The organism is Arthrobacter sp. SE2, assembly GCF_058244265.1.
The window spans coordinates 1-23,403 of sequence record NZ_JBZAYA010000036.1 but is presented as its reverse complement, the minus strand read 5'-3'; the positions used below and the strand labels follow the sequence as shown (position 1 = coordinate 23,403).

Sequence of the window (23,403 nt, the reverse complement as noted above, 5' to 3'; positions counted from 1 at the left end):
GGAAAACAGGTCTCAAAAATCAGGTGTTGAGGTCCCAATGAACCCGGATCGCCTCGGCGACCGGGCCGGTGCTGCACTCACAATTGCCGAAGACAGATTCCCGCGCCTTCGCCCCGGCGACGAATCTGATGCCGTAAATGGGTACCTGAAGTATCGCGACGCGCGGAACTCATGACAGCGGGTGAGCGATGCCCGCCGGTGCGGGCAGGACCGGGTGGCCGAGGCTGGTAATCAAGTACGACGGGCACAGCGCAGGGGACTAGTATTGAAGTTACTTGGTCAATGTGACCTGGAAATCCGGTGCGCGCTGTGTGTGGCCCCTGTCCGCCTGCGCCCCGGCCAAGGTCTTCTATCTACCCATAGGGGTTTTTGTGTCTACACCTGATGTAAGCAACGAAGCCGGTTCGTCCGCAGCCAGCGTTACGGGCAGCAACCGCGTCAAGCGCGGCATGGCCGAGATGCTCAAGGGCGGCGTCATCATGGACGTCGTCAACGTCGAGCAGGCCCGCATCGCCGAAGATGCCGGTGCAGTGGCCGTGATGGCGCTCGAGCGCGTTCCCGCCGACATCCGCGCCCAGGGCGGCGTGTCCCGCATGTCGGATCCGGACATGATCGATGCGATCATCGCCGCCGTCTCCATCCCGGTCATGGCCAAGGCCCGCATCGGCCACTTCGTCGAGGCACAGGTCCTGCAGTCTCTCGGCGTGGACTACATCGACGAGTCCGAGGTCCTGACCCCGGCCGACTACACTCACCACATCGACAAGTGGAACTTCACGGTTCCCTTCGTCTGCGGTGCCACCAACCTCGGCGAAGCTCTGCGCCGCATCAACGAGGGCGCGGCCATGATCCGCTCCAAGGGCGAGGCCGGCACCGGCGACGTCTCCAACGCCACCACCCACATGCGCCAGATCCGAGCCGAGATCCTCCGCCTCTCCACCCTGCCCGAGGACGAGCTCTACGTCGCCGCCAAGGAACTGCAGGCACCGTACGAACTCGTCAAGGAAGTCGCCGCGACCGGCAAGCTCCCCGTGGTCCTCTTCACCGCCGGCGGTATCGCCACCCCGGCCGACGCAGCCATGATGATGCAGCTCGGCGCGGACGGCGTGTTCGTCGGTTCGGGCATCTTCAAGTCCGGCAACCCGGCCCAGCGTGCCGCCGCCGTCGTGAAGGCCACCACCTTCTTCGACGACCCCGACGTCATCGCCAAGGTCTCCCGCGGCCTCGGCGAGGCCATGGTGGGCATCAACGTCGAGGAAATCCCCGAGCCGCACCGCCTTGCCGAGCGCGGCTGGTAAGTCTCGCCTTTGGGGCGCTGGACGGCGCTGATCCTCGGCGTGCTATTCCCCGCGCTTCGCTGCCGCGGCTTTGCGGCGACTCGGGGCGGGGGCCCTTTTACGCACGCTGCCGGATCACACCGTCCAGCGCCTTGCGCTGCCGCTAAGTACGACGGCGGCCGGTCACCTTTTTGGTGACCGGCCGCCGTCGCGCGTTAACCCAAGTAGTCCCCACCGCCACCCTCGCCTCGCAAGCTCGGCCAGGGAACCCTGGCGGCGCGGGCCCACGCAGTTGTTGTCGTTTTGAGGCTCCAGAACGACAACAACTGCGAGCTAGTTGGGGTGGCCCAGTTACTCCAAACCGCGGCGCTTCAGGAGGGGCTCGAGGGAGGCTTCGCGTCCCCGGAGCGTGCGGAAGGATTCCAGCGGATCCCGGCTATTTCCGCGGGAGAGCAGTTCCGAGCGGAACCGTTCGCCGTTCCGGCGCAGCAAGCCGCCGTTTTCCGTGAACCAGTCCACCGTTTCCGCGTCGAGCACTTCACTCCAGATGTAGGAGTAGTACCCCGCTGCGTAGAAATCCCCGGCGAAGATGTGCTGGAAGTATCCCGTGCGGTAGCGGGGCGGTATGAGGGAGTGCGCCACGCCGGCCGCAGCCAATGCCTTGGCTTCGAAGTCCTGGGCATCCTGAGGAACGCTGTCGACGTCCAGCACGTGCCAGGCCAGGTCCAACAGGGCGGCTCCGAGGTATTCGGTGGTGGCGAAACCTTCGCCCCAGAGCTTGGACTCGCTGAGGCGGTCAATGATGCCTTGGGGGAGCGGTTCGCCAGTGGCGTGATGCCGTGCATAGTTGCCGATGATCTCGGGCCACATGATCCACATCTCGTTGACCTGTGACGGATACTCAACGAAGTCCCGGGGGACCGAGGTTCCGGAGAATCGTGGATACGTGACGTTGGAGAAGAGCCCGTGCAAGGCATGGCCGAACTCGTGGAAAGTGGTCCTCACTTCGTCCAGGGTGAGCAAGGTCGGTTCTCCGGCCGGAGGTTTGGAGATGTTCAGGTTGTTGATCACCACCGCCTTGGTACCCAGGAGCGCTGATTGTTCGACGAGCGAGTTCATCCACGCGCCGCCGCGCTTCGAGTCCCGCGCGTAGTAGTCGCCCAGGAAAAGGCCAAGCTCGGAGCCGTCCTCGTTCCGCACCTCCCAGACGCGGACGTCGGGGTGGTATCCCTCAAGGTCCTTCCGCTCGTGGAAAGTAATACCGAAGAGGCTCGTGGCTGCGAAGAACACGCCGTCCACCAGTACCCGGTCCAATTCGAAATAGGGCCGTAGCAGCTGTTCGTCCACCTCGTACCGCTCCCGGCGGACCTTCGAGGAGTAGTACGCCCAGTCCCAGGCTTCCAGCGGGTGCCCCGCGCTCTCCGCCAAGGCGCCCGCTTCGGCGTCGGCGTTGCGGATGGCGGCAGGAGCAAGCCGGTTCAGCATCGCCTGAACGGACCCGAAATCGGGGGCGGTCTGGCGGTCCATGACCAGTTCGGCGTAGTTGCCGAACCCGAGAAGTGTCGCCTTCTCGGCCCTCAAACGCACCATCGCCTTCGCCAGCTCCATGACGTCCAGGCTGCCGCCGTCGCTACCCCTCGCAATGGACGCCTCATAGAGGCGGCGCCGGAGCTCACGATTCTGCAAAGAAGCCAAAGCAGGTTGGTTGCTCGGTTGAATGAGGGTCAGGAGGTATTTCCCCTCGTGGCCGGCAGAGCGTGCTGCCTCGGCGGCGCTGGCGATGTCGTCCGACGGCAGTCCGGCAAGCTCCGTCGCGTCATCCACCACAATCGCGGCAGCCTTCATGGCTTCCTTGACGCGTTGCCCGTACTCCGTTCCCAAACGGGAGAGCTCCGCATTGAGGCTCTTGAGCTTTTCCTGGTCATCTGGATCAAGTTGGATCCCGGACTGTCGGAATTCCCGGAGGTATTCCTGCACCAGCCGGATGGATTCATCGTCAAGTCCTGAGGTGTCTATGGCTGCGAAACGCTCGTACAGTCCGCGGTTGAGGTAGACCGCATCCTGATGGCTCGCGAAACGGGGAGACAGCTCGGTTTCGAGTTCGCGGATGGCCTCAGAGGCATCGGCAGAAACCAGTGTGAAGAAGGAGGCCGCTGCCCGCTCCAACAGGCGGCCGGAGCGTTCCATCGCAACCGCCGTGTTTTCGAAGGACGCGGGCTCCGGATTGTCCACGATGGACTGGATCTCGGCCAGGTGCTGAGCGAGGCCAGCATCTACTGCTTCGGCGTAGTGGCTGTCCTGGATCGTCGCAAAGGGCGGCAATCCGAAGGGAAGGGTACTCGGCTCCAAGAGAGGGTTCGTCATGAAGCAACCCTTTCATGCAGGGCCTCCGCCCACAACGCTTTTCCCCGGGTTAGCGCGGCCGCCGCGCCGCATTCTCCCGCGCGAGGCGCGCATAGCCGTCGTCGGGCGTTCCGGGGACGAAAGTGCCGTACTTGCGTTCGACGGCGGTCCGGATCAGGAAGTCCGCGATGGCCGGATTCTTGGGCAACAGGGAACCGTGCAGGTAGCTGGCAACCACATTCCGGTGCCTGGCGCCCTCATGGTTGTCTTTGCTGTTGTTGCCGGCTCCCTTGGACACGGTGCCGAGGGGCTCGACGCCGGGGCCCAGGGCAGTCTGTCCGCTGTGGTTTTCGTAGCCCATGATTTCGCCGAACTCGGGTGAGGTCAGGGTGACGTTTCCGATGAGGCGTTCATCGGTGCCGACGGTCTCGACGTCAAGGATGCCGATACCGGGGATAACAGGGCCGCTCTTCGTCTTGAAGAACTTGCCGAAAAGCTGGTAGAGCCCGCAAATAACCAGCATGGGCGTTCCGTCCTCGGCCATCTCGCGGAGTTGTTCGCCGCGTGACTGGAGATCGTCCTGGATGACTACCTGGCCGCTGTCCTGGCCACCGCCGCCCACAATGAGATCGACATCTTCGGGGAAGTCGTCGCCCACGTTGTATTCCAGGAGCTCAGGTGTGTATCCATGCCAGAGCAAGCGCTGCCGCAGGACGAGGGCATTGCCCCAGTCGCCGTAGATGTTCATGTCACGGGGATACAACTGGAGGACCCGGATGGTGCCCTTGCTGGCGTGGAGGGCGGTGTCTTCGGCCGGGGTCATGAGACCACCTCTACTGTGGTGATTTTGGAGAGTTCGCGCCGGATGGCCAACATCGCGGTGTAGGTGCAGAACACGCGTTTAGGCTTGCCCGCCGACCCACGGATGAATTCAGCCAACGCCGCAGGGATGTCCGTGTCCACTGAACCGAAACGGACCTCGTCGTACTGGAGGCGCAGCGCCATGTCGTAGGCACGGACACCGGTCAGGACCTCGACGCCGTCCTCGCGCAGGGAATCGAATTCAACGTCCCAGAGCCACGACATGTCGCGGCCGTCGGCATAGTTGTCGTTGATGGCGATCATGGACGCGTAGCCCTTCGCCGGGAATGACTTCAGGCCCAGGCGGAACCCGCTCGGGTTCTTCACCAGGACCAACTCGAGGGGCTGGCCATCCACCGTCAGGCTCTCCCCGCGGCCAAAGGCCGGAGCCACCTCCGAGAGTGCCTTGACCAGCTTGGCGGCATCGCCAGGCCTTCCGCTTGCTCCGGTGATGCTCCTGGCGAGCACCAATGCGGCAGCGGCATTGAAGATGTTGTAGACGCCGCGGAGTTTCATGTGCGTCGCCACGCGGGTTCCGTCGAACTCAAAGTCGGCGTCGTCGGTACCGACGCGGCGGAGCACGACGTCGGCCACCGGAGAGTCGGGAACGTCAACGCGGGGGCTGGTTCCCGGAGCCGCGGCCCGCATGTCGTCGTCGTTCGGGAAGGTGCTCCGGAGCGATTCGTCCAATCCGAAGTAGAGCACCTCGGGGCCGCTAAGGGCTCCCGCAATACGGGCGACCCGGGGGTCCTCGCGGTTCAGGACCACGGTGCCGGTGGTTCGCTCGGCGATGCGTTGGAGAAGCATCGCGGTGGCGTCGATTTCGCCGAAACGGTCCAGTTGGTCGCGCAGGACGTTGAGGAGGAGGCAGTAGCGCGGCGGCACTTTGTTCACGAAGTGCACGGCATGAGCTTCGTCGAGTTCCAAGACCGCGACGTCGGCGTCCAGCCTTCCGCGCCAGTCCACTTCACCGAGGAGTGCAGCTGCGACGCCGCGGGTGAAGTTGCTGCCTGTCCGGTTGGTGAAGACCTTCAGGCCCTGGCTTTCCAAGAGCTCCACCACCATTTTGGTGGTGGTGGTCTTGCCGTTGGTTCCGCTCACCACCGCCACGCCGTGGGGAAGCGAGGACAGCGTCCTTTGCATGAAGCCTGGGTCGATTTTCTCGACCACGAGGCCGGGCAAAGCCGAACCCCCGCCGCGCAGCCGGGACACAGCACGGACCAGCTTGCCGAGTGGAACGGTGAACGAAAACATGCTCTGTAATATATCCCAGTTGGTGCATAAACCACGTGCCGTAAGGCTGCGCTGCCACCCCGGGGCGAGCCCGGCAGCGGCAGCGCATTATGATGGTCGAATGACCAATCCCCCTTCCGAGGCGTCATCCAGCGTGGGCTCGGGCCTGCGCATCGGCGTTCTCGCACTACAAGGCGATTTTCGTGAGCACATCCACGCCGTCGAAGCGGCCGGTGCAACCGGCGTCGGCATCCGGCGCCCGGCGGAACTCGATGACATTGACGGCCTCATCATTCCCGGCGGCGAGTCGACCACTATAGACAAGCTGTCGCGCATCTTTGAACTCGCCGATCCGATCCGCAAGCAGATCGCGTCCGGCCTGCCGGTCTATGGATCCTGCGCCGGCATGATCCTGCTGGCGGACGATATCGCCGATCCCGCCACGGACCTCGCCGGGAATCCGCAGCAGACTTTCGGTGGATTGGACATCACGGTCCGTCGCAACGCCTTCGGCCGGCAGCGCGAGTCTTTCGAAACCGACCTTGATTTCAAAGGCCTTGAGTTCAGCGCCGGTGAATCCGGCGTCGACCCCGTCCACGCAGTCTTCATCCGTGGACCGTGGGTAGAACGCGTTGGTCCCGGCGTCGAAATCCTTGCCCAGGTTGAACCGGGAAATGCCACCCACACGGACACTTTGCACGGGTTGGCTAGAATTGTTGCAGTGCGCTCAGGTCGGTTGCTGGCCACCTCCTTCCACCCGGAAGTGACTGGGGAGAAGCGCGTGCATGAATTGTTTATTCGAATGATCAGAGGGGAAGTTTAAAGCATGTCAGGCCACTCCAAATGGGCGACGACCAAGCACAAGAAGGCCATCCTCGATAGCCGCCGGGCCAAGTCGTTCGCCAAACTGATCAAGAACATCGAAGTCGCGGCCCGCATGGGCGGACCGGACCTCGCCGGCAACCCCAGCCTGGAACTGGCTGTCACCAAAGCGAAGAAGACATCGGTCCCCGCCGACAACATCGACCGCGCCATCAAGCGCGGAGCCGGCCTGACCGGCGAAGTGGTCGACTACACGGAAATCATGTACGAAGCCCGGGGCCCGCAGGGTTCCGCTCTTCTGATCGAGTGCCTCACGGACAACAAGAACCGTGCTGCCTCGGAGGTCCGGCTGGCTATCTCCCGCAACGGAGGCACCATTGCCGACCCCGGCTCGGTGAGCTACCTCTTCACCCGCAAGGGCGTCGTCAACCTCCCCAAGAACGGGCTCAGCGAAGACGATATCCTGATGGCCGTGCTCGACGCCGGCGCCGAGGAAGTCAAGGACAGCGGAGAGAACTGGGAAATCCACTCGGAGCCCACCGATCTCCAGGCCATCCGCGAAGCCCTCAAGGATGCCGGCATCGAATACGAGACGGACGAAGCTGAGTTCGTCCCGTCCATGCAGGTGCCGCTGGACCTCGACGGTGCCAAGAAGTTCATGAAGCTCGTCGACGCCCTTGAGGATCTCGACGACGTCCAGAACGTGTACACCAACGCGGACATGAGCGAGGAAGTCCAGGCTGCGCTCGAAGCCGAGTAGCGCCCCCACTTGCAACACAGCTTCATAACAAACAGGGAGGCCCGGACTTGACTCTTCGCGTATTGGGAGTCGATCCGGGCCTCACCCGTTGCGGCATCGGAGTGGTCGACGTCGAACGGAACCGGCGCGCCACCATGGTCGCCGTCTGCGTCGTGGGAACCTCCCCGGAACAATCATTGGACCAGCGATTGCTGGTCATTGCCAAGGCAATCGACGAATGGCTGGACCTGTACAAACCCGACGTTCTCGCGGTCGAACGTGTCTTCTCCCAGTTGAACGTCAGTACCGTCATGGGCGTCGCCCAGGCGTCCGGCGTGGTCATTGCGGCCGCTGCGCGGCGCGGCATCCCGGTGGCGCTCCACACGCCGTCGGAGGTCAAAGCTGCCGTCACGGGTAGCGGCACCTCCAACAAAGAAGCGGTGACAAAACTCATCACCAAGATCCTGCGACTGGACGCCCCGCCGCGCCCGGCCGACGCCGCGGACGCGTTGGCCCTCGCCGTCACGCACGCGTGGCGAGCCGGCAGCGGTGCCGCGGTTGCTACGACAGGACCAGGGAGCAGTGCATTGACACCCGCCCAGCGGGCCTGGGCTGAAGCCGAAGCGAAAGCGCGCCGCGGCCGGTAAATGTCGGTGGCCCTTGCTAGGGTATTCGTAGATATGTTCGGATAGCCCGCGGCGCAGCATGCACGGGGCAGTACTTCAGGAGCCGGGTCTTGATCAGTTTTCTCCGCGGAACCGTGGCACACGTCAGTCTCTCCACGGCCGTCATCGATCTCAACGGTGCCGGTATGAGCGTCTACGCTACGCCCCAAACCCTCAGCCACCTGCATGTCGGCGAGGAAGCGAAGCTCTTCACTTCGTTGATCGTCCGGGAGGACTCCCTGACGCTCTTTGGATTCTCGAACGATGACGAGCGCGAAGTTTTCGATGTACTTCTCAGCGTGAGCGGGGTGGGGCCGCGCCTGGCCCTCGCGGTCCTCGCGGTCCATGAGCCCGAAGAGATCCGTGTGGCCGCCCATTCCGGTGACGCCAAGTCATTCACCAAGGTCCCTGGCATCGGGCCGAAGGTGGCCGGCAGGATCGTCCTGGAACTTGCGGGCAAACTCGTTCCTCACGGCACCGCGCCAGGGGCCGTCCCAGCCGTCGCGGCCGAGTCCGTCTGGAAGCCGCAGGTGGTCGCTGCAATGACAAGCCTCGGCTGGTCGGAGAAGGACGCCGCCGGCAGTATCGACAAGGCAATGGCCGATTCCGCGGAACTCGCCGACGCTGGCAACGTCGCCCAGATCCTGCGTGCAACCCTTCGCTGGCTGGGGCAGGACGGCGCACGCGCCGGAAACCGGGTAGGCAGCCGTGGCTGAGCAGTCCCTCGTTACCGGGGGAGAGGAACCCGAGGAGCGCATCATCGAGGCCGCACTGCGCCCGAAGAACCTGCACGACTTCGTAGGCCAGCACCGCGTCCGAAAGCAACTCTCGCTCGTACTGGAAGCCTCGAGAATGCGCGGCCGCAGCGCGGACCACGTCCTGCTTTCTGGCCCCCCGGGGCTGGGCAAGACCACGCTCTCCATGATCATCGCCGCCGAGATGAACGCCCCCCTGCGTATCAGCAGCGGGCCTGCCATCCAGCACGCGGGAGATCTCGCAGCCATCCTCTCCTCACTCTCCGAGGGCGAGGTCCTGTTCCTCGACGAAATCCACCGGATGTCCCGGCCTGCAGAAGAAATGCTGTACATGGCCATGGAAGATTTCCGGGTGGACATCGTGGTGGGCAAGGGCGCGGGCGCCACTGCCATTCCGCTTGAGCTGCCGCCTTTCACCCTAGTTGGCGCCACCACGCGGGCCGGGCTCTTGCCTGGTCCGCTGCGTGACCGCTTTGGTTTCACCGGGCACTTGGAGTTCTATTCCGTAGCGGAGCTTGAATTGGTTCTGCGTCGCTCAGCCGGATTGCTTGACCTGAAGGTCAACTCGGCCGGGTTCAGCGAGATCGCGGGCCGTTCCCGTGGAACTCCTCGTATCGCCAACCGGCTGCTGCGCCGTGTCCGGGACTGGGCTTTGGTCCACGGCATCGAGCAGATCGATGCCCGTGCCGCCTCCGCCGCGCTGGACATGTATGAGGTGGATGAGCGTGGCTTGGATCGCCTGGACCGTGCCGTTTTGGAGGCGCTGATCCTCAAGTTCAACGGTGGCCCCGTGGGGCTCTCCACCCTCGCGATCGCCGTCGGGGAGGAACCCGAGACCGTCGAGACTGTCGCTGAGCCGTACCTGGTGCGCGAAGGCCTTTTGGGACGGACGCCGCGCGGCAGGATTGCCATGGCGTCCGCCTGGACCCACCTTGGTTATGCGGTTCCGCCAGGAGTGTTCGGGCAGGACCCGCTGGCGTTGTTCGAAGACAGCGAAAACGGGGCGGAAAGCATCGACACCGGCCGATAGCACGATCCATTCAGCTTAACCCTCTAGACTGGTATGACACTCGGCACGTTCGAGTCCTTGGTTCTGTGCCCGCCCGTCGGAGCATTGTGCGGCCACGTGGGCGAAAGCTCCTCGGCCGCCGGATCCACCGGGCAGACATGGCCGTGAAACCAAAAACGTAAGTAAAGAACGGAACTTCCCTGTGGATCCAATGACAATCCTGCTGTTTGCCATGCTTGGCGTCTTCATCTTCATGATGTTCCGGCGCAACAAAAAGACGCAGCAAACGCAGGCCAAGCTGCAGTCCCAGTTCGCTCCTGGCGTTGATGTCATGACCAGTTTCGGACTGTTCGGCCGAATCGTTTCGATGGACGACACTGAGAACAAGGTTGTCCTTGAACTGTCTCCGGGCAACCTCGCCACCGTGCACCGCCAGGCCGTTACCAAGATCGTTGAGCCCGTCGAGGAGGCCGCAGTTGACGTTCCGGACGACGCGTCGTCGCTGACTGCCGCGGACGCCGATGCCTCGGCATCCGCGGAGACCCCGGACGAAACCCTCAAGCGCCTGAACGACGAAGGCAAGAAGGACAACTAGCCCGTACCCGCTCTACAAGCGGGAATTGTTCTACGGCAATGAATCGCCGCCGGCCTGCGCTCACAAGTGCACGTCGGCGGCTGTTCCGTCATCAACAGGAAGATCGAACATGGCACGAACCGGCCACAAAAATGCAGCCCGCAGGGTGCTGATCTGGCTTGTCGCAATATTCGCTGTACTGACAGCAGTCCTCGGTGGCGGCGTCATCACAGGTCACGCCAGCTGGGCCCCAAAGCTCGCGCTTGACCTCGAGGGCGGTACGCAAATGATTCTCGCGCCCAAGGTCGAAGGATCCACGGGCATCAACGAAGAACAGTTGAACCAGGCCGTCGCGATTATCCGCCAACGCGTTGACAGCTCCGGTGTCGCCGAAGCGGAAATCACCACGCAGTCCGGCCGCAACGTCGTGGTGAGCCTCCCAGGCACGCCAAGTTCGGAAACCCGCGCACTGATCCAGGCATCTGCCGACATGAACTTCCGCCCGGTGATCACCACGGGCGACCCTGCGGCCGTTCCGGTCGCATCACGGACACCTGACGCAAGCCTGCCGAAGCCAACGGCTGCCCCGGCCAACGCCAGCGACAGCAACTGGGTGACAGCGGACGTCTACAAGGCCTTCGAAGCCCTGGATTGCGTCAATCCGGCCCAGGACAAGCAGCCGCGGTCGGATCCGGCCAAGCCGCTGGTGACCTGCGAGCCGGCAACGGCCAAGACTCCTGCCGTTAAGTACATCCTTGGCCCGGTCGAGGTAAAGGGCCAGGACATCGTTTCGTCCTCCTTCGATCCCGTCCAGGGCGCACAAGGCTCGGTTACCAATGCGTGGGGCGTGACGATCACCTTCGATGCCAACGCCACCAAGACCTTCAAGGACGTTACCCAGAGGCTCAACCAGTTCTACGTGGCATCGCAGGCACAGGGCGGCAACGACCCCAAGGCCCAGTTCGCCATCGTCCTGGATGACCAGGTCATTTCCGCGCCGCGTTCCCTCGCCGTCATCACCGACGGCAAGCCGCAGATCACCGGTAACTTTACGCAAGCCTCCGCGCGGGCCTTGTCGGACCAGCTCCGCTACGGCGCTTTGCCCATCAGCTTCGATATCCAGTCCGAGGAACAGATTTCCGCGACCCTCGGTGGCGAGCAGCTTCGTCTGGGACTGATGGCCGGTGTGATCGGTCTTCTGCTCGTCGTGGTCTATTCCCTCTTCCAGTACCGGGCCCTGGGCTTCGTCACGATCCTCTCCCTCGTGGTGGCGGGCGGACTCACGTACCTCGCCATCGCGATCCTTGGCTGGACTGAAAACTACCGGCTGTCGCTGGCCGGTGTGGCAGGTCTCATCGTGGCCATTGGTCAAACAGCCGACTCCTTCATCGTGTACTTCGAACGCATCCGCGACGAACTTCGTGAGGGCAAGGGCCTCGTGTCCGCCGTCGCGAATGGTTGGAAGCGAGCCAAGCGCACGGTGCTTGCGTCCAAGGCCGTCAACCTGCTTGCTGCTTTGGTGTTGTACTTCGTCGCTGTTGGAAACGTCCGCGGCTTCGCCTTCACCCTTGGCCTCACTGCGTTGGCCGACCTCCTGGTCGTGTTCATGTTCACGCACCCCACGCTCCAGGTGCTGTCCCGGACCAAGTTCTTCGGGGAAGGTCACCGATTCTCGGGCCTCGACCCTGAGCGCCTAGGCGCCGTGCCGCTGTACCGCGGTGGCGGCAGGCTCCGCACGCCTACGGAGAAGCCCGCCGTCGTTCGCGCCCGCAACACCGGTGCTGCCGCGGAGGCCGAGCGCCGCATGACCATCGCCGAGCGCCGCCTTGCCGAGAAGCAAGCTCAGCTGGCTGGTTCTTCCAACGGCACCAAGGAGGAGAAGTAATGACCACGAGCTTCGCAAAGTTCGGTAACGAGCTCTACACGGGCAAGCGCTCTTACAACTTCGTATCCAGCAAGAAGATCTGGTTCATCATTGCCGCGGTGGCGGTGGCGATCTCCATCCTCCTGCCGGTGGTCAAGGGCGGCTACAACCTCGGAATCGACTTCCGGGGCGGTTCCGAGTTCACGGTGTCCAACGTGAAGACCACCGATTCCGCGGTGGGCGAAAAGGCAGTTCACGACGTCGTTTCCGGTGCCGCTCCGCGCGTTGCCAACGTCGCCGGCAGCACCATGCGTATCCAGACCGACAAACTCAGCGATGACCAAACCATCAAGATCAAAATGGATCTCGCAAAGGCCTACGGAGTCACCGAAAACCAGGTCACCTCGACCTTCATCGGCCCCACCTGGGGGCAGGATGTCACGAAGCAGGCGCTGATCGGCCTCGCGGTGTTCGTAGGCCTGGCCGCTCTTTTGATGGCTTTGTACTTCCGTACCTGGAAGATGTCGGTTTCTGCCCTTGCGGGCATGCTGGTCACGATGTTCTGCACGGCCGGTATCTACTCCTTGAGCGACTTCGAGGTGACCCCGTCGGCCATCATCGGCTTCCTGACGGTTCTCAGCTACTCGCTTTACGACACCGTGGTGGTTTTCGACAAGATCCGTGAAAACACCTCGGACATCAACACCTCCAGCCGGCGCACTTTTGCCGAAGAGGTCAACCTTGCCGTCAACCAGACCCTGGTGCGTTCCATCAACACCATGATGGTGGCAGTATTGCCCGTCGCCGCGATTCTGTTCATCGGTGCCGGACTCTTGGGCGCAGGCACGCTCCGCGACCTGTCCCTCGCGCTCTTCGTCGGCATCCTGATCGGTACCGCGGCCACGATCTTCATCGCGGCTCCGCTCTACGCCTGGCTGCGCCAGAGCGAACCCGAGTTGCAGAAGCAGGCCAAGAAGGTAGCTACCCGACGCGCGGCAGCCGCCAGCGCGAACTCGGAAGCCGCCGCCGTTTAGCCTGGTTTCCTCCTGAAGGGCCGGCCACCGCTGAAAGGCGGTGGCCGGCCCTTTCCGTTCCCGGCTCCGTCATCTGGGTACCGGTTCTTGGACAGGTCACCGGCGGGAATAGACTGGGAGAATTAAGTCAGTCGTGAGAGGTGCTTTTGTGGAGGAACGTACGACGTCGGCTCTGCCGGCGGGCGGAGAGGACGGCCTAAGCCGCGTGCCCGGCACCGCAACTGCAGCTACGGGAAGCACAGTGGATGGTGTGCCCGTGGACAGCCCGGGCGTGCGCCCGACGTTCCCCGGACGGCGCGAGCGGACGCGCTCCAGGCTAGCGAAATTGACTGGACGCGGCACGAGCACCTATTCGCCCATCCTTGAGCCGCTCCTTCGGACCGTTCGGGCAAACAACCCCAAGGAAGACCTCGATCTCATCCAGCGGGCCTTCACCGTAGCCGAGCGAAGCCATCAGGGGCAGAAGCGGAAGAGCGGCGATCCGTACATCACCCACCCCGTGGCAGTGGCCACGATCCTGGCTGAATTGGGGCTCACCGGCACAACCTTGGCCGCTGCGCTCTTGCACGACACCGTGGAGGACACTCCCTACACGCTCGCTGACCTGACGCGCGATTTCGGCCCGGAGGTCGCGATGCTCGTGGACGGCGTCACCAAGCTGGACAAGGTCCAATTCGGTGAGGCCGCACAGTCCGAGACCGTCCGCAAGATGGTTGTGGCGATGGCCAAGGACATCCGGGTGCTGATGATCAAGCTCGCGGACCGGCTGCACAATGCCCGTACGTGGCGCTTCGTTTCCGCCGAATCATCCGCACGCAAAGCCCGCGAAACGCTTGAGATCTTTGCGCCGCTGGCCCACCGCCTCGGCATGAACACCATCAAATGGGAACTCGAGGATCTCTCCTTCGCCGCCTTGTACCCGAAGGTGTATGAAGAGATCGTCCGGATGGTGGGGGACCGCACTCCGGAGCGCGAGAAGAGCCTGAGCGTCATCCGCAACCAGATTGCCGAAGACCTGCGCGTCGCCCGCATTAAGGCCACCATCACGGGACGCCCCAAGCATTACTACTCGATTTACCAGAAGATGATCGTCCGGGACAAGGACTTCGACGACATCAACGACCTCATGGGCGTGCGCGTCCTCGTGGACTCGGTCCGTGACTGTTACGCGGCCCTTGGCACCTTGCATTCGCGCTGGAACCCCCTGCCGGGGCGGTTCAAGGACTACATCGCCATGCCGAAGTTCAACATGTACCAGTCCTTGCACACCACCGTCATCGGGCCCGGTGGCAAGCCGGTCGAGATCCAGATCCGTACCCACGAAATGCACCGCAGGGCCGAGTATGGCGTGGCGGCGCACTGGAAGTACAAGGACCAGCCCAACCGGACCGCCGTAGGCCCGGGGAGTCCCAAGGACGGCGACATGGGATGGTTGCGTTCCTTGGTCGACTGGCAGCAGGAAACGTCGGATCCGGGCGAATTCCTGGACTCGCTGCGTTTTGAGATCAATGCCCGGGAAGTGTTCGTCTTCACCCCCAAGGGCGAGGTCATGGCCCTTCCCGCAGGATCGACGCCGGTGGACTTCGCTTACGCGGTGCACACCGAAGTGGGTCACCGGACCATCGGTGCGCGCGTCAACGGCAAGCTGGTTCCGCTCAACAGCGAGCTCAACCACGGCGACTGGGTGGAGATCTTCACCTCCAAGGCCGAGGGCGCTGGACCGAGCCAGGACTGGCAGCACTTCGTCAAGAGCGCCCGGGCACGCAACAAGATCCGGCAATGGTTCAGCAAGGAACGCCGCGAAGAGGCCATCGAGCGCGGCAAGGACCAGCTGACACGGGCGATGCGTAAGCAGAACCTGCCCCTGCAACGGCTCATGACGCATGACGCCCTGTCCACGGTGGCGGAGGAATTCCACTACGTCGACATCTCCGGCCTGTATGCCGGTGTGGGCGATGGTCATACTTCGGCTCAGTCCGTCATGGAAAAACTCATGGAGCACCTTGGCGGCCATGAGACGCCCGATGAGGACCTGGACGAAGTCAGTATTCCCTCGCAACTCCAGAAGACCCGCTACTCGGACTCCGGCGTCATCGTGCGCGGCGTAGGCGACGTCTGGGTGAAGCTGGCCCGTTGCTGCACGCCGGTACCGCCCGATCCGATCCTCGGCTTCGTGACGCGGGGCTCGGGCGTGTCGGTACACCGCACGGACTGTACGAATGTCTCGGATCTCCGTGACCAGCCCGATCGTATCGTCGAGGTTGAATGGGCTCCGACCCAGTCCAGCGTCTTCCTGGTTGAGATCCAGGTGGAAGCACTGGACCGGAAGTCGTTGCTCTCAGACGTCACCCGCGTGCTGTCGGAAAACCACGTCAACATCCTGGCTGCTTCGGTGCATACGTCCAGCGACCGGGTAGCCATCTCCCGCTTCGCTTTCGAAATGGGCGATCCGAAGTACCTGCACCACGTGCTCAGTGCCGTGCGCAGGATCGACGGCGTCTTCGATGTCTACAGGACCACGGGCAACCGCAGGAGGAGCTGAGCCGCAGCAACTCAAGCGGCCGCCTCCGGTGGGAATACACTGGTCGGCCGCGCGTCGGCGATCGGAGCCAGGGCGGCGAGCTTGCGCAAAGCAGCCTTCTTGTGGGGCACCCTCGCGGACGCCTCCACCGCGAGGGTCAAGAGCCGCAACCGCACACCCAACTCGTCCTGGGAGAGCATCATTCGCAGCGCGGGCACGGCCCTGCTGGCTTCGACGTGTAGGGCCACATCCACGGCCGTCCGCAGGGGACTCGTCACGAGCAGCCCGCCGATGCTGACCACGTCCAGTTGGCCCAAGCGGACTTCGTGCAGAATGCAGCCTCGGGCCGAGCGCAGGCTCGATATACGGTGTTTGGCGTCCACCAGGAGCGAAAGCCTCTCAGGGGCATCCGCGCAACCGTAGATCCATGCCGCCGTCATGCGGCCCGCAATGACCTTCCTGCGAATGCGATCCGAAACCACCAGGGCCGCCGCGCGGGCGCGGAGTCTCGGCGTGACATCCAGCCCGGGAGGAGTGAAGCTCTTCTCGTACAGCGGGGTGAGCACCCCGTCCGCGGCCATCGATTGAAGCTCAGCCCACGTGAACATCGGGCTAGGCGCGTACAGCTCCTGGGAAAGGAAGTCCTGTTGTTGCGGAGGCGGGAGTCCTGGGGCCATTCAGCAATCATCGCGTGGCCGCCGCAACGGGAACAGGCCCCGGCCTGGTTATGTGGATAACCGGGACGGGGCCTGTCAGCTCCGTTAGGACTGTCAGCCCTTACTGCTAGGCGAGATCGCTGGCCGAGCGCTGGATCTGGTCAAGCCAAGCCTCGCGGGCCTCGAGGGCCTCACGTGCATTCCTGATGCGGCGCTGGTCTCCGGCCTTTTCTGCCTTTTCCAGGTCTTCCCTCAGGCCGGCGATGGCCGCCTCCAGCTGCGACAGGGCGCTGTTGGTACGGGCCTTGGTCTCCGGATTGCTCCGGCGCCACTTATCCTCTTCGGCTTCGCGGACGGCATCCTCAACCTTGCGCAGGCCGGCTTCGATCCTGCCCATGTCGGCGCGGGGGACCTTTCCGGCTTCTTCCCAGCGGTCGCGGATGGACTGCAGAGCCTTCTTGGCAGCATTGAGGTCCATGATCGGCAGAAGGGCCTGGGCCTCGACAACGAGTTCTTCCTTGACGGAAAGGTTCGCTGTGTACTGCTGGTCGATCTCGTCGTTGGCAGCCTGGCGGTTGCTGAAGAAGACATCCTGCGCGGCACGGAACCTGAGCCAGAGGGCGTCGTCGTCCTTGCGGCTGGCGCGGGGCGTGGCCTTCCACTGGTCCATGAGCCGGCGGTATTCGCCCGCCGCGAAACCCCAGTCCGTGGAGCTGGAGAGTGCTTCGGCCTCGACGATCAGCTGTTCCTTGGCGACCTTGGCGGCCGAGTTGGTGCTGTCCAATTGGGAGAAGTAGGCGCGGCGGTGGCGGTCAAAAACGGTACGAGCCGAGCGGAACCGCTTCCACAATGCGTCCTCGTTGCTTCGTCCAAGCCGGATGCCGTTCTTCTGGGCTGTTTTCCAGCTCTCGAAGAGTTCGTTCATGCGGGCGCTGGACGTCTTCCACTGGACCTGGGACGGATCCTGGGACGCGATGGATTCTGCTTCGGCAACGATCGCCTCGCGGGCCGCGAGTTCCGCGGAGCGTGCGGCGTCGTGCGCTGCCTTCTCGGACTTTTCCAGTTCGGAAATCTGTCCGGCGAGGGCATCCAGACGGGCTTCCGCAGTGCGGATGTCTCCCACCATGTTGCGCTCGGCCAGCTGCTCGCGCAGGTGCTCGACCGTCTTCTGCATGTCCGTGGCCGGGGCCTTGGACTCGACGCGGTGTTCCATCAAAACGATCTGCGCAACCACGTCGTCGTACTTCCGGGCGAAGTACGCCAGCGCCTCGTCGGTGCTCACTCCCGGGTACTGTCCCACCGGCTGCTCTTCGCCGTCGATGGCCAGGAAGACGTGGCCGTCACCCTCGGCGCGCCCCCACTTGGCGGCTTCCGCCAGGGACACCGCCGTAGGCTGGGCTGCCGGCGCCGCCGGAATCACGCTGGTTGAAGCTTTCGGGCGGGCAGCAAATGCCGCGGGAGAAGGCGCATGCGAGGGGGCCGGTCGTGGCGCCGGAGAAGCAGGCTTGGCGGCGGGCTCTGCCGGGGCTGCGGGTTCTGCCGCGTCGGCTACCGGGACGGCGGGCTCTGCCGGGGCAGCTACGGACTCGGCAGCGTCAGCTACCGGGGCTGCGGATTCTGCCGCGTCGGCTACCGGGGCAGCTGGCTCGCCGCCGGTTTGCTCAGCTACCGGAGCCTGGGTTTCTTCGTCGTTGGCCACTACTGCAGTTTCGTCGGATTTCTGACTGTCTGTCACCGCTAAAAGTCTTTCGCTTGGAGGGATTACTAAGGTAACGCGCCGTGGACCGTGGCCCGGGCTGGTTACTTCAGAGAAAACGAGTCTATCGTGACAGGTGCCACAGGGGCGCCGTCGGTGGCGCTGCTACCCGGATTAATACCTGCCTGGGCGATCTTCGTCACGATATCCATGCCGCTCGTCACCTTGCCGACGATCGTGTACCCGCCGGCGGAATCCGGGGGAATGACCGTGTCCTTGTACACGATGAAGAATTGGTGCCCGTTGCCGTAGGCGTTGTTGCCGGTCCGGGCGACCGCGATGGTTCCGGCCGGGTAGGTGTTGTTGGCGGGGGTGTTCTCCAGCGGTCCCCAGTGGAAGTTGGGGTCGTCGGTGGTGTCCGTTCCCTTGGCGCCGCACTGCAGCACCGAGAAGTTGTCCGCGGTGGTCAGTCGAGGGCACTTGAGCCCGCTGTAGTAACTCGCGTCAGTGAGGGATTTGAACACGGCTGCAGCCTGCGGAGCCGTTGTGCCGTTCAGTTCGACGCCGACGGCCCCTCCATTGAGGCTGAGCTGGCCAGTGAACGTCATACCCGCGGCTGTGTCGGCTTTGGGAATGCCGGCACTATTCGAGCCGGTTGCTGCGGCGGAAGCGGATGGGTTCGCAGAGGCGGACGGCGAACTCAGCCCGGCCTGCGCCGCTGCGAACTCCGATTCGCTCGGGTTCGAGTTGAACACCGTGAGTTGGAGCACGACGGCGGTAATCAGGGCGGCGGCGCCCACGCCGACGGCGATCACATTGTCCCGGCGCCGGCGCTTGCCCTGTGCACGCCGAAGCTCGCGCTTGGCCTCCATCTGCCTGATGCGCCGTTTGGCTTCACGGTTGTCCCGCGGCCTTGTAGACAAGGGTCCTCCTGGTTGTCTGGACGAGCTTCCATCGCAGGCAGGCCGAACCCGGGTGCCCGCATTAGATGTGCAGGCACCGAAAGCATAAACTGGCTGCCGCACATAGTTTATGCATGACTGGCTGGACGCCCGCCTAACCTGAGCCGAATCGGCCAGTGGTTCGTGGTGCCAGGTCCGGCCCGCGCAATCATTGAGGAGAAATTTCCACCATGGCCCGTACCGCTTCCCTGTCCGGATTCCCCGAGTGGCTTCCCCAGGAGCGGTTGGTGGAACTGCATGTCCTGGACACGTTGCGCAAGACGTTCGAACTCCATGGCTTCTCTTCGATCGAAACCCGCGCTGTTGAGACAGTGGGCCAGCTCCTGCGCAAGGGCGAGATCGACAAAGAGGTATACGGCCTGAGCCGCCTGCAGGAAGACGAGGACGGCGCCGGCGAGGGCGGAAAGTCGGACAAGGCGGATCCCAACGCACTGGCCCTCCACTTCGACCTCACGGTGCCGTTTGCGCGCTACGTTGTCGAGAACGCCGGTTACCTCGCCTTCCCGTTCCGCCGCTACCAGATCCAGAAAGTGTGGCGGGGGGAGCGTCCGCAGGAAGGACGCGCGCGCGAGTTCACGCAGGCGGACATCGACGTCGTGGGCGACGGCGAGCTGCCTTTCCGCTACGACGTTGAGATTGCCCTCGTCATTGCCGAAGCGCTGAGTGCCCTTCCCATCCCGGATTTCCGCCTGCGGATCAACAACCGCAAGTTGGCCGAGGGCTTCTACCGCGGTATCGGCCTGACGGACACTGCCGGCGTGCTTCGCAGCATCGACAAGCTCGAGAAGATCGGCGAAGCGAAAGTCGCTGAACTGCTTAAGAACGAGCTGGGTGCCACGGACGAGCAGGCGGCACTTGCCTTGAAGCTCGCAAGCATCCGCACGGAGGACACGTCCTTTGTGGCACAGGTCCGCGCCCTCGGTGTCACCGACGAGCTCCTCGAAGAAGGCCTCAGCGAGCTCGAACAAGTCATCGAGGCTGCCGTGCAGCGCGCCCCGGGCAAGGTTGTTGCCGACCTCAGCATCGCCCGGGGCCTGGACTACTACACCGGCACCGTCGTCGAAACCGTCCTGGTAGGGCACGAGCAACTCGGTTCCATTTGCTCCGGAGGCCGCTACGACGCCCTCGCCAGCAAGGGCAACCGCAAGTTCCCCGGCGTCGGACTGTCGATCGGCGTGACCCGCCTCGTGTCCCGCATCCTGAGCCAGGAATTCGCGACGGCGTCGCGCTCGGTGCCCACGGCAGTGCTTGTGGCCCTGAACAACGACGACAGCTGGTCTGCTGCCCAGGACGTCGCGGCCCAGCTGCGCGGGCGGGGGATCTCAACCGAGGTTGCGGCGAAGGCCGAGAAGTTCGGCAAGCAGATCAAATTCGCCGACCGACGCGGCATTCCTTTCGTCTGGTTCACGGACGACGACGGCAAGCACCAGGTAAAGGACATCCGCACCGGAGAGCAAGTCGACGCGGATCCGGCCAGCTGGGAGCCGTCGCCGGAGGATCTCCACGTCCGCATCACCACGCGCTAGGCACTAACCGGCGCCTCAAAGGCGAAACCCCGCAGGCGTCAACCGGGGGAGGGAAGCGCTCCGTGGCGGCCACGATTCATTCATACGGGTAAACTCGAACGGGATCGTTTAGCCATGATCCGCTGAAAATCATGTTGAAAGGAATGCTGTGCTGCGCACACATGACCTCGGATCCTTGCGTTCCGAGCACATTGGACAGACCGTCACCCTGGCAGGCTGGGTAGGCCGCCGCCGAGATCACGGTGGCGTGGCCTTCGTCGATCTGCGTGACGCGTCCGGTGTCGCCCAGGTGGTTGTCCGCGAGGAAGAGGTCTTCCACGGCCTGCGCAACGAATACGTGCTGCAGATCGTGGGCACCGTGAGCAAGCGTCCCGAGGGCAACGAGAACCCGCACCTCGCCACGGGCGAGATCGAGGTCATCGCCGAGAAAGTGGTGATCCTCAACACCTCGGACCCGCTGCCGTTCCAGATCGACGAGCACGTCGAGGTCGGTGAGGAAGCACGCCTCAAGCACCGCTACCTTGACCTGCGCCGCCCCGGCCCCGCCCGGAACCTGCGCCTGCGTTCCGAAGCGAACCGCGTGGCCCGCGAACTGCTTCACCAGCAGGGTTACGTGGAGATCGAAACTCCCACGCTGACGCGTTCGACGCCGGAAGGCGCCCGTGACTTCGTTGTCCCGGCGCGTCTGGCCCCGGGTTCCTGGTACGCGCTTCCGCAGTCGCCGCAGCTTTTCAAGCAGCTGCTCCAGGTCGGTGGTTTCGAAAAGTACTACCAGATCGCCCGTTGCTACCGCGACGAAGACTTCCGTGCGGACCGCCAGCCGGAATTCACCCAGCTCGACATCGAAGCCAGCTTCGTTGACCAGGACGACGTCATTGAGCTCGGCGAAAGCATCGTCAAGGCACTGTGGCAGCTGATCGACGTCGAAATCCCGACGCCGATCCGCCGCATGACCTACCACGAGGCCATGGCCAAGTACGGCTCCGACAAACCGGACCTGCGCTTCGGCCTTGAGCTCACCGAGTTGACGGAGTTCTTCAAGGACACGAACTTCGGCGTCTTCAAGGCGCCCTACGTCGGCGCCGTCGTCATGCCCGGCGGAGCCTCGCAGGCCCGCCGCGCGCTGGATGCCTGGCAGGAGTGGGCCAAGCAGCGTGGCGCCAAGGGTCTTGCGTACGTGCTGTTCAAGGAGGACGGCGAGCTCACGGGCCCCGTTGCCAAGAACCTCACGGACACCGAGCGGGCCGGCCTGGCCGACGCCGTGGGCGCAAAGCCCGGCGACTGCATCTTCTTCGCCGCTGGCGAGAAATCCCCGTCCCGCGCCCTGCTGGGCGCTGCCCGCGTCGAGATCGGCCACCGCACCGGCCTGATCGACCCCGAGGATTGGGCTTTCGTCTGGATCGTCGACGCTCCGATGTTCGAACCCGCAGCCGCAGCCGTCGCCTCGGGTGACGTCGCGGTGGGTGGCGGACAGTGGACGGCCCTGCATCACGCCTTCACCTCTCCGAAGCCCGAGTTCCTTGACTCCTTTGACAAGGACCCGGAAGCGGCACTGTCTTACGCCTACGACATCGTGTGCAACGGCAACGAAATCGGCGGCGGATCCATCCGTATCCACGAGGCCGATGTCCAGGAGCGCGTTTTCGAGCTCATGGGCCTGGACAAGGAAGACGCGCAGACCAAGTTCGGCTTCCTGCTCGAGGGATTCAAGTACGGCGCACCTCCCCACGGCGGCATGGCTTTCGGTTGGGACCGCGTCGTGGCCCTGCTGGCCGGCGTGGACTCGATCCGCGACGTCATCGCTTTCCCGAAGTCGGGCGGCGGCTACGACCCCCTGACCGCTGCTCCTGCGCCCATCACGGCGCAGCAGCGCAAGGAAGCCGGAGTTGACTTCAAGCCTGAAGCCAAGGCGCAGGCAGCACCGGCAGCCAAGCCGGAGTAGCTGGAAAACCTAGAAGCAACCCGGAGGCCCCCGCACATTGCGGGGGCCTCCGGCGTAGCATGACGTCGACTGATTTTGGGGAGGACGCGTGGCACAGGAAATGAGCCTTACATCGATCGAGGAGCTCATGGACCGGGCATGGCCCGCTCCGGACCGTGAGGACGCCGGGGGATGGGTCATGCGGGCCGCCGGAGGTGTCACACAGCGGGCAAACTCGGTCTGGCCCAAGGAACAGGCCGATGACCACGAGTCGGCAGTACGGGCCGCCACGCAGTGGTATCGCTCCCGGCGCCTGCCGCTGATCTTCCAGGTTTTCGACGACGAACGGAGCACGGGCCTCAACGCGGTGCTCGATGCGCAGCGATTCACCCGGCAGTCCGAGACCCTCATCATGGTCCGCCCGGGCGGCATCCTTCCAGCTACCCGGCTCGGTGACCTTTCGAACGACGTCGAGATCTCCGAGGAGCCGTCCGAAGAGTGGCTGCGGCTGTGGTGGTCCGTTGATGGCCGCGGCGGCGACGCCGAGCTGGAGATCGCGCGGAAGATCCTTGTGTCTTGCCCCTCGGTCTACGCCCTCGTGAGGGACGACGACGGCGCCCCAGCCGCCGTCGGGCGCCTCGCCCTGGTGGACGGCAAGGGAGGCATCTACTGCATGGCAACCGAGGCGGGACACCGTCGCCAAGGCTTCGGGCGGCGGGTGCTGGGTGCGCTTCTGGAAGCGGGCGGCCACCGAGGCGTAGCCGAGTTCTGGCTACTGGTGATGGCCTCGAATACTGGCGCCCAGGCCCTTTATGAGGGCGCCGGCTTCGCAGGGCACGGCAGGTACCTCTACCGGCAGGCCCGGCCTCAGCGGGCGTTGTCAGGCTGCTAGTTCTGGTCGATCAGACAGGGCGGAACGCGCCTGATTCCGGGAAGGGGTCGTTC

The 23,403-nt window shown here is 64.0% G+C and carries 19 protein-coding genes; 13 read left to right on the top strand and 6 right to left on the bottom strand.

Annotated features, from left to right (window positions below):
- Nucleotides 1-371 precede the first annotated feature (371 nt).
- Entirely contained in the window at nucleotides 372-1,298 is a 927-nt protein-coding gene (gene pdxS / locus AC4CS3_RS23375; protein ID WP_284982234.1) for a pyridoxal 5'-phosphate synthase lyase subunit PdxS, read from the top strand.
- 330 nt (nucleotides 1,299-1,628) lie between these two features.
- Here the strand turns inward: pdxS and AC4CS3_RS23370 are convergent, their stop codons facing one another.
- Genes AC4CS3_RS23370 through AC4CS3_RS23360 form a run of 3 tightly spaced genes read right to left on the bottom strand, consistent with a single transcriptional unit; the run spans nucleotide 1,629 to nucleotide 5,735 of the window.
- A complete protein-coding gene (locus AC4CS3_RS23370; RefSeq protein WP_490785444.1) occupies nucleotides 1,629-3,641 on the bottom strand; it encodes a M3 family metallopeptidase in 2,013 nt (670 codons plus the stop codon).
- A 49-nt stretch (nucleotides 3,642-3,690) separates the two neighbouring features.
- Nucleotides 3,691-4,443 (bottom strand): type 1 glutamine amidotransferase, encoded by a 753-nt coding sequence (locus AC4CS3_RS23365; protein WP_490785443.1) that lies wholly within the window; start codon nucleotides 4,441-4,443, stop codon nucleotides 3,691-3,693.
- Complete coding sequence (locus AC4CS3_RS23360; protein WP_490785442.1) at nucleotides 4,440-5,735, bottom strand: Mur ligase family protein; 1,296 nt, start codon at nucleotides 5,733-5,735, stop codon at nucleotides 4,440-4,442. The genes AC4CS3_RS23365 and AC4CS3_RS23360 overlap by 4 nt, the downstream gene beginning before the upstream one ends.
- Before the next feature lie 100 nt (nucleotides 5,736-5,835).
- Here AC4CS3_RS23360 and pdxT point away from each other — a divergent pair, with 100 nt between their 5' ends.
- From pdxT to AC4CS3_RS23315, 9 genes are all read left to right on the top strand, one after another.
- Nucleotides 5,836-6,537, top strand: coding sequence for a pyridoxal 5'-phosphate synthase glutaminase subunit PdxT (gene pdxT, locus AC4CS3_RS23355; protein ID WP_490785441.1), 702 nt, complete (start codon nucleotides 5,836-5,838; stop codon nucleotides 6,535-6,537).
- Nucleotides 6,538-6,540: 3 nt separating this feature from the next.
- A complete protein-coding gene (locus AC4CS3_RS23350; protein WP_490785440.1) occupies nucleotides 6,541-7,296 on the top strand; it encodes a YebC/PmpR family DNA-binding transcriptional regulator in 756 nt (251 codons plus the stop codon).
- Between the two features lie 47 nt (nucleotides 7,297-7,343).
- Complete coding sequence (ruvC, locus tag AC4CS3_RS23345; protein WP_236810689.1) at nucleotides 7,344-7,922, top strand: crossover junction endodeoxyribonuclease RuvC; 579 nt, start codon at nucleotides 7,344-7,346, stop codon at nucleotides 7,920-7,922.
- Between the two features lie 89 nt (nucleotides 7,923-8,011).
- Nucleotides 8,012-8,656 (top strand): Holliday junction branch migration protein RuvA, encoded by a 645-nt coding sequence (gene ruvA / locus AC4CS3_RS23340; protein WP_490785439.1) that lies wholly within the window; start codon nucleotides 8,012-8,014, stop codon nucleotides 8,654-8,656.
- Nucleotides 8,649-9,725, top strand: coding sequence for a Holliday junction branch migration DNA helicase RuvB (ruvB, locus tag AC4CS3_RS23335; protein ID WP_345450658.1), 1,077 nt, complete (start codon nucleotides 8,649-8,651; stop codon nucleotides 9,723-9,725). The genes ruvA and ruvB overlap by 8 nt, the downstream gene beginning before the upstream one ends.
- 190 nt (nucleotides 9,726-9,915) lie before the next feature.
- A complete protein-coding gene (gene yajC / locus AC4CS3_RS23330; protein WP_490785446.1) occupies nucleotides 9,916-10,299 on the top strand; it encodes a preprotein translocase subunit YajC in 384 nt (127 codons plus the stop codon).
- Between the two features lie 109 nt (nucleotides 10,300-10,408).
- On the top strand, nucleotides 10,409-12,163 hold the full coding sequence (gene secD, locus AC4CS3_RS23325; protein ID WP_490785438.1) for a protein translocase subunit SecD: 1,755 nt from the start codon (nucleotides 10,409-10,411) through the stop codon (nucleotides 12,161-12,163).
- Nucleotides 12,163-13,176 carry a protein translocase subunit SecF gene (gene secF, locus AC4CS3_RS23320; RefSeq protein WP_490785437.1) on the top strand — a complete coding sequence of 338 codons (1,014 nt, stop codon included), beginning with the start codon at nucleotides 12,163-12,165 and terminating at the stop codon, nucleotides 13,174-13,176. The genes secD and secF overlap by 1 nt, the downstream gene beginning before the upstream one ends.
- Nucleotides 13,177-13,324: 148 nt before the next feature.
- Nucleotides 13,325-15,718: a RelA/SpoT family protein gene (locus AC4CS3_RS23315; protein ID WP_308193900.1), complete on the top strand. Its 2,394-nt coding sequence runs from the start codon at nucleotides 13,325-13,327 to the stop codon at nucleotides 15,716-15,718.
- Between the two features lie 11 nt (nucleotides 15,719-15,729).
- Here the strand turns inward: AC4CS3_RS23315 and AC4CS3_RS23310 are convergent, their stop codons facing one another.
- The 3 genes from AC4CS3_RS23310 to AC4CS3_RS23300 all read right to left on the bottom strand — a co-directional run bounded on the left by AC4CS3_RS23310 (nucleotide 15,730) and on the right by AC4CS3_RS23300 (nucleotide 18,921).
- Nucleotides 15,730-16,374 (bottom strand): type IV toxin-antitoxin system AbiEi family antitoxin, encoded by a 645-nt coding sequence (locus AC4CS3_RS23310; protein WP_490785436.1) that lies wholly within the window; start codon nucleotides 16,372-16,374, stop codon nucleotides 15,730-15,732.
- A 106-nt stretch (nucleotides 16,375-16,480) separates the two neighbouring features.
- The gene (locus tag AC4CS3_RS23305; RefSeq protein ID WP_490785435.1) at nucleotides 16,481-18,088 is read right to left on the bottom strand and encodes a DUF349 domain-containing protein; all 1,608 of its coding nucleotides are present in this window, start codon (nucleotides 18,086-18,088) and stop codon (nucleotides 16,481-16,483) included.
- A 65-nt stretch (nucleotides 18,089-18,153) separates the two neighbouring features.
- The gene (locus tag AC4CS3_RS23300) at nucleotides 18,154-18,921 is read right to left on the bottom strand and encodes a peptidylprolyl isomerase (protein ID WP_490785445.1); all 768 of its coding nucleotides are present in this window, start codon (nucleotides 18,919-18,921) and stop codon (nucleotides 18,154-18,156) included.
- Nucleotides 18,922-19,181: 260 nt separating this feature from the next.
- Between AC4CS3_RS23300 and hisS the strand changes: the two genes are divergently transcribed.
- The 3 genes from hisS (at nucleotide 19,182) to AC4CS3_RS23285 (ending at nucleotide 23,350) form a co-directional block, all read left to right on the top strand.
- Nucleotides 19,182-20,537, top strand: coding sequence for a histidine--tRNA ligase (gene hisS, locus AC4CS3_RS23295; RefSeq protein WP_490785434.1), 1,356 nt, complete (start codon nucleotides 19,182-19,184; stop codon nucleotides 20,535-20,537).
- Nucleotides 20,538-20,685: 148 nt separating this feature from the next.
- Nucleotides 20,686-22,479 (top strand): aspartate--tRNA ligase, encoded by a 1,794-nt coding sequence (aspS, locus tag AC4CS3_RS23290; RefSeq protein WP_490785433.1) that lies wholly within the window; start codon nucleotides 20,686-20,688, stop codon nucleotides 22,477-22,479.
- Nucleotides 22,480-22,579: 100 nt separating this feature from the next.
- Entirely contained in the window at nucleotides 22,580-23,350 is a 771-nt protein-coding gene (locus tag AC4CS3_RS23285) for a GNAT family N-acetyltransferase (RefSeq protein WP_490785432.1), read from the top strand.
- The last annotated feature ends 53 nt before the right edge of the window (nucleotides 23,351-23,403 follow it).

What these genes read in the sequence shown, in the direction of transcription:
- AC4CS3_RS23300 (WP_490785445.1), bottom strand. Translation starts at nt 18,921, where the DNA reads ATGGAGGCCAAGCGCGAGCTTCGGCGTGCACAGGGCAAGCGCCGGCGC.
- pdxT (WP_490785441.1), top strand. Translation starts at nt 5,836, where the DNA reads ATGACCAATCCCCCTTCCGAGGCGTCATCCAGCGTGGGCTCGGGCCTG.
- yajC (WP_490785446.1), top strand. Translation starts at nt 9,916, where the DNA reads ATGACAATCCTGCTGTTTGCCATGCTTGGCGTCTTCATCTTCATGATG.
- AC4CS3_RS23285 (WP_490785432.1), top strand. Translation starts at nt 22,580, where the DNA reads ATGAGCCTTACATCGATCGAGGAGCTCATGGACCGGGCATGGCCCGCT.
- AC4CS3_RS23310 (WP_490785436.1), bottom strand. Translation starts at nt 16,374, where the DNA reads ATGGCCCCAGGACTCCCGCCTCCGCAACAACAGGACTTCCTTTCCCAG.
- secF (WP_490785437.1), top strand. Translation starts at nt 12,163, where the DNA reads ATGACCACGAGCTTCGCAAAGTTCGGTAACGAGCTCTACACGGGCAAG.
- AC4CS3_RS23350 (WP_490785440.1), top strand. Translation starts at nt 6,541, where the DNA reads ATGTCAGGCCACTCCAAATGGGCGACGACCAAGCACAAGAAGGCCATC.
- AC4CS3_RS23370 (WP_490785444.1), bottom strand. Translation starts at nt 3,641, where the DNA reads ATGACGAACCCTCTCTTGGAGCCGAGTACCCTTCCCTTCGGATTGCCG.
- hisS (WP_490785434.1), top strand. Translation starts at nt 19,182, where the DNA reads ATGGCCCGTACCGCTTCCCTGTCCGGATTCCCCGAGTGGCTTCCCCAG.
- secD (WP_490785438.1), top strand. Translation starts at nt 10,409, where the DNA reads ATGGCACGAACCGGCCACAAAAATGCAGCCCGCAGGGTGCTGATCTGG.
- AC4CS3_RS23360 (WP_490785442.1), bottom strand. Translation starts at nt 5,735, where the DNA reads ATGTTTTCGTTCACCGTTCCACTCGGCAAGCTGGTCCGTGCTGTGTCC.
- AC4CS3_RS23365 (WP_490785443.1), bottom strand. Translation starts at nt 4,443, where the DNA reads ATGACCCCGGCCGAAGACACCGCCCTCCACGCCAGCAAGGGCACCATC.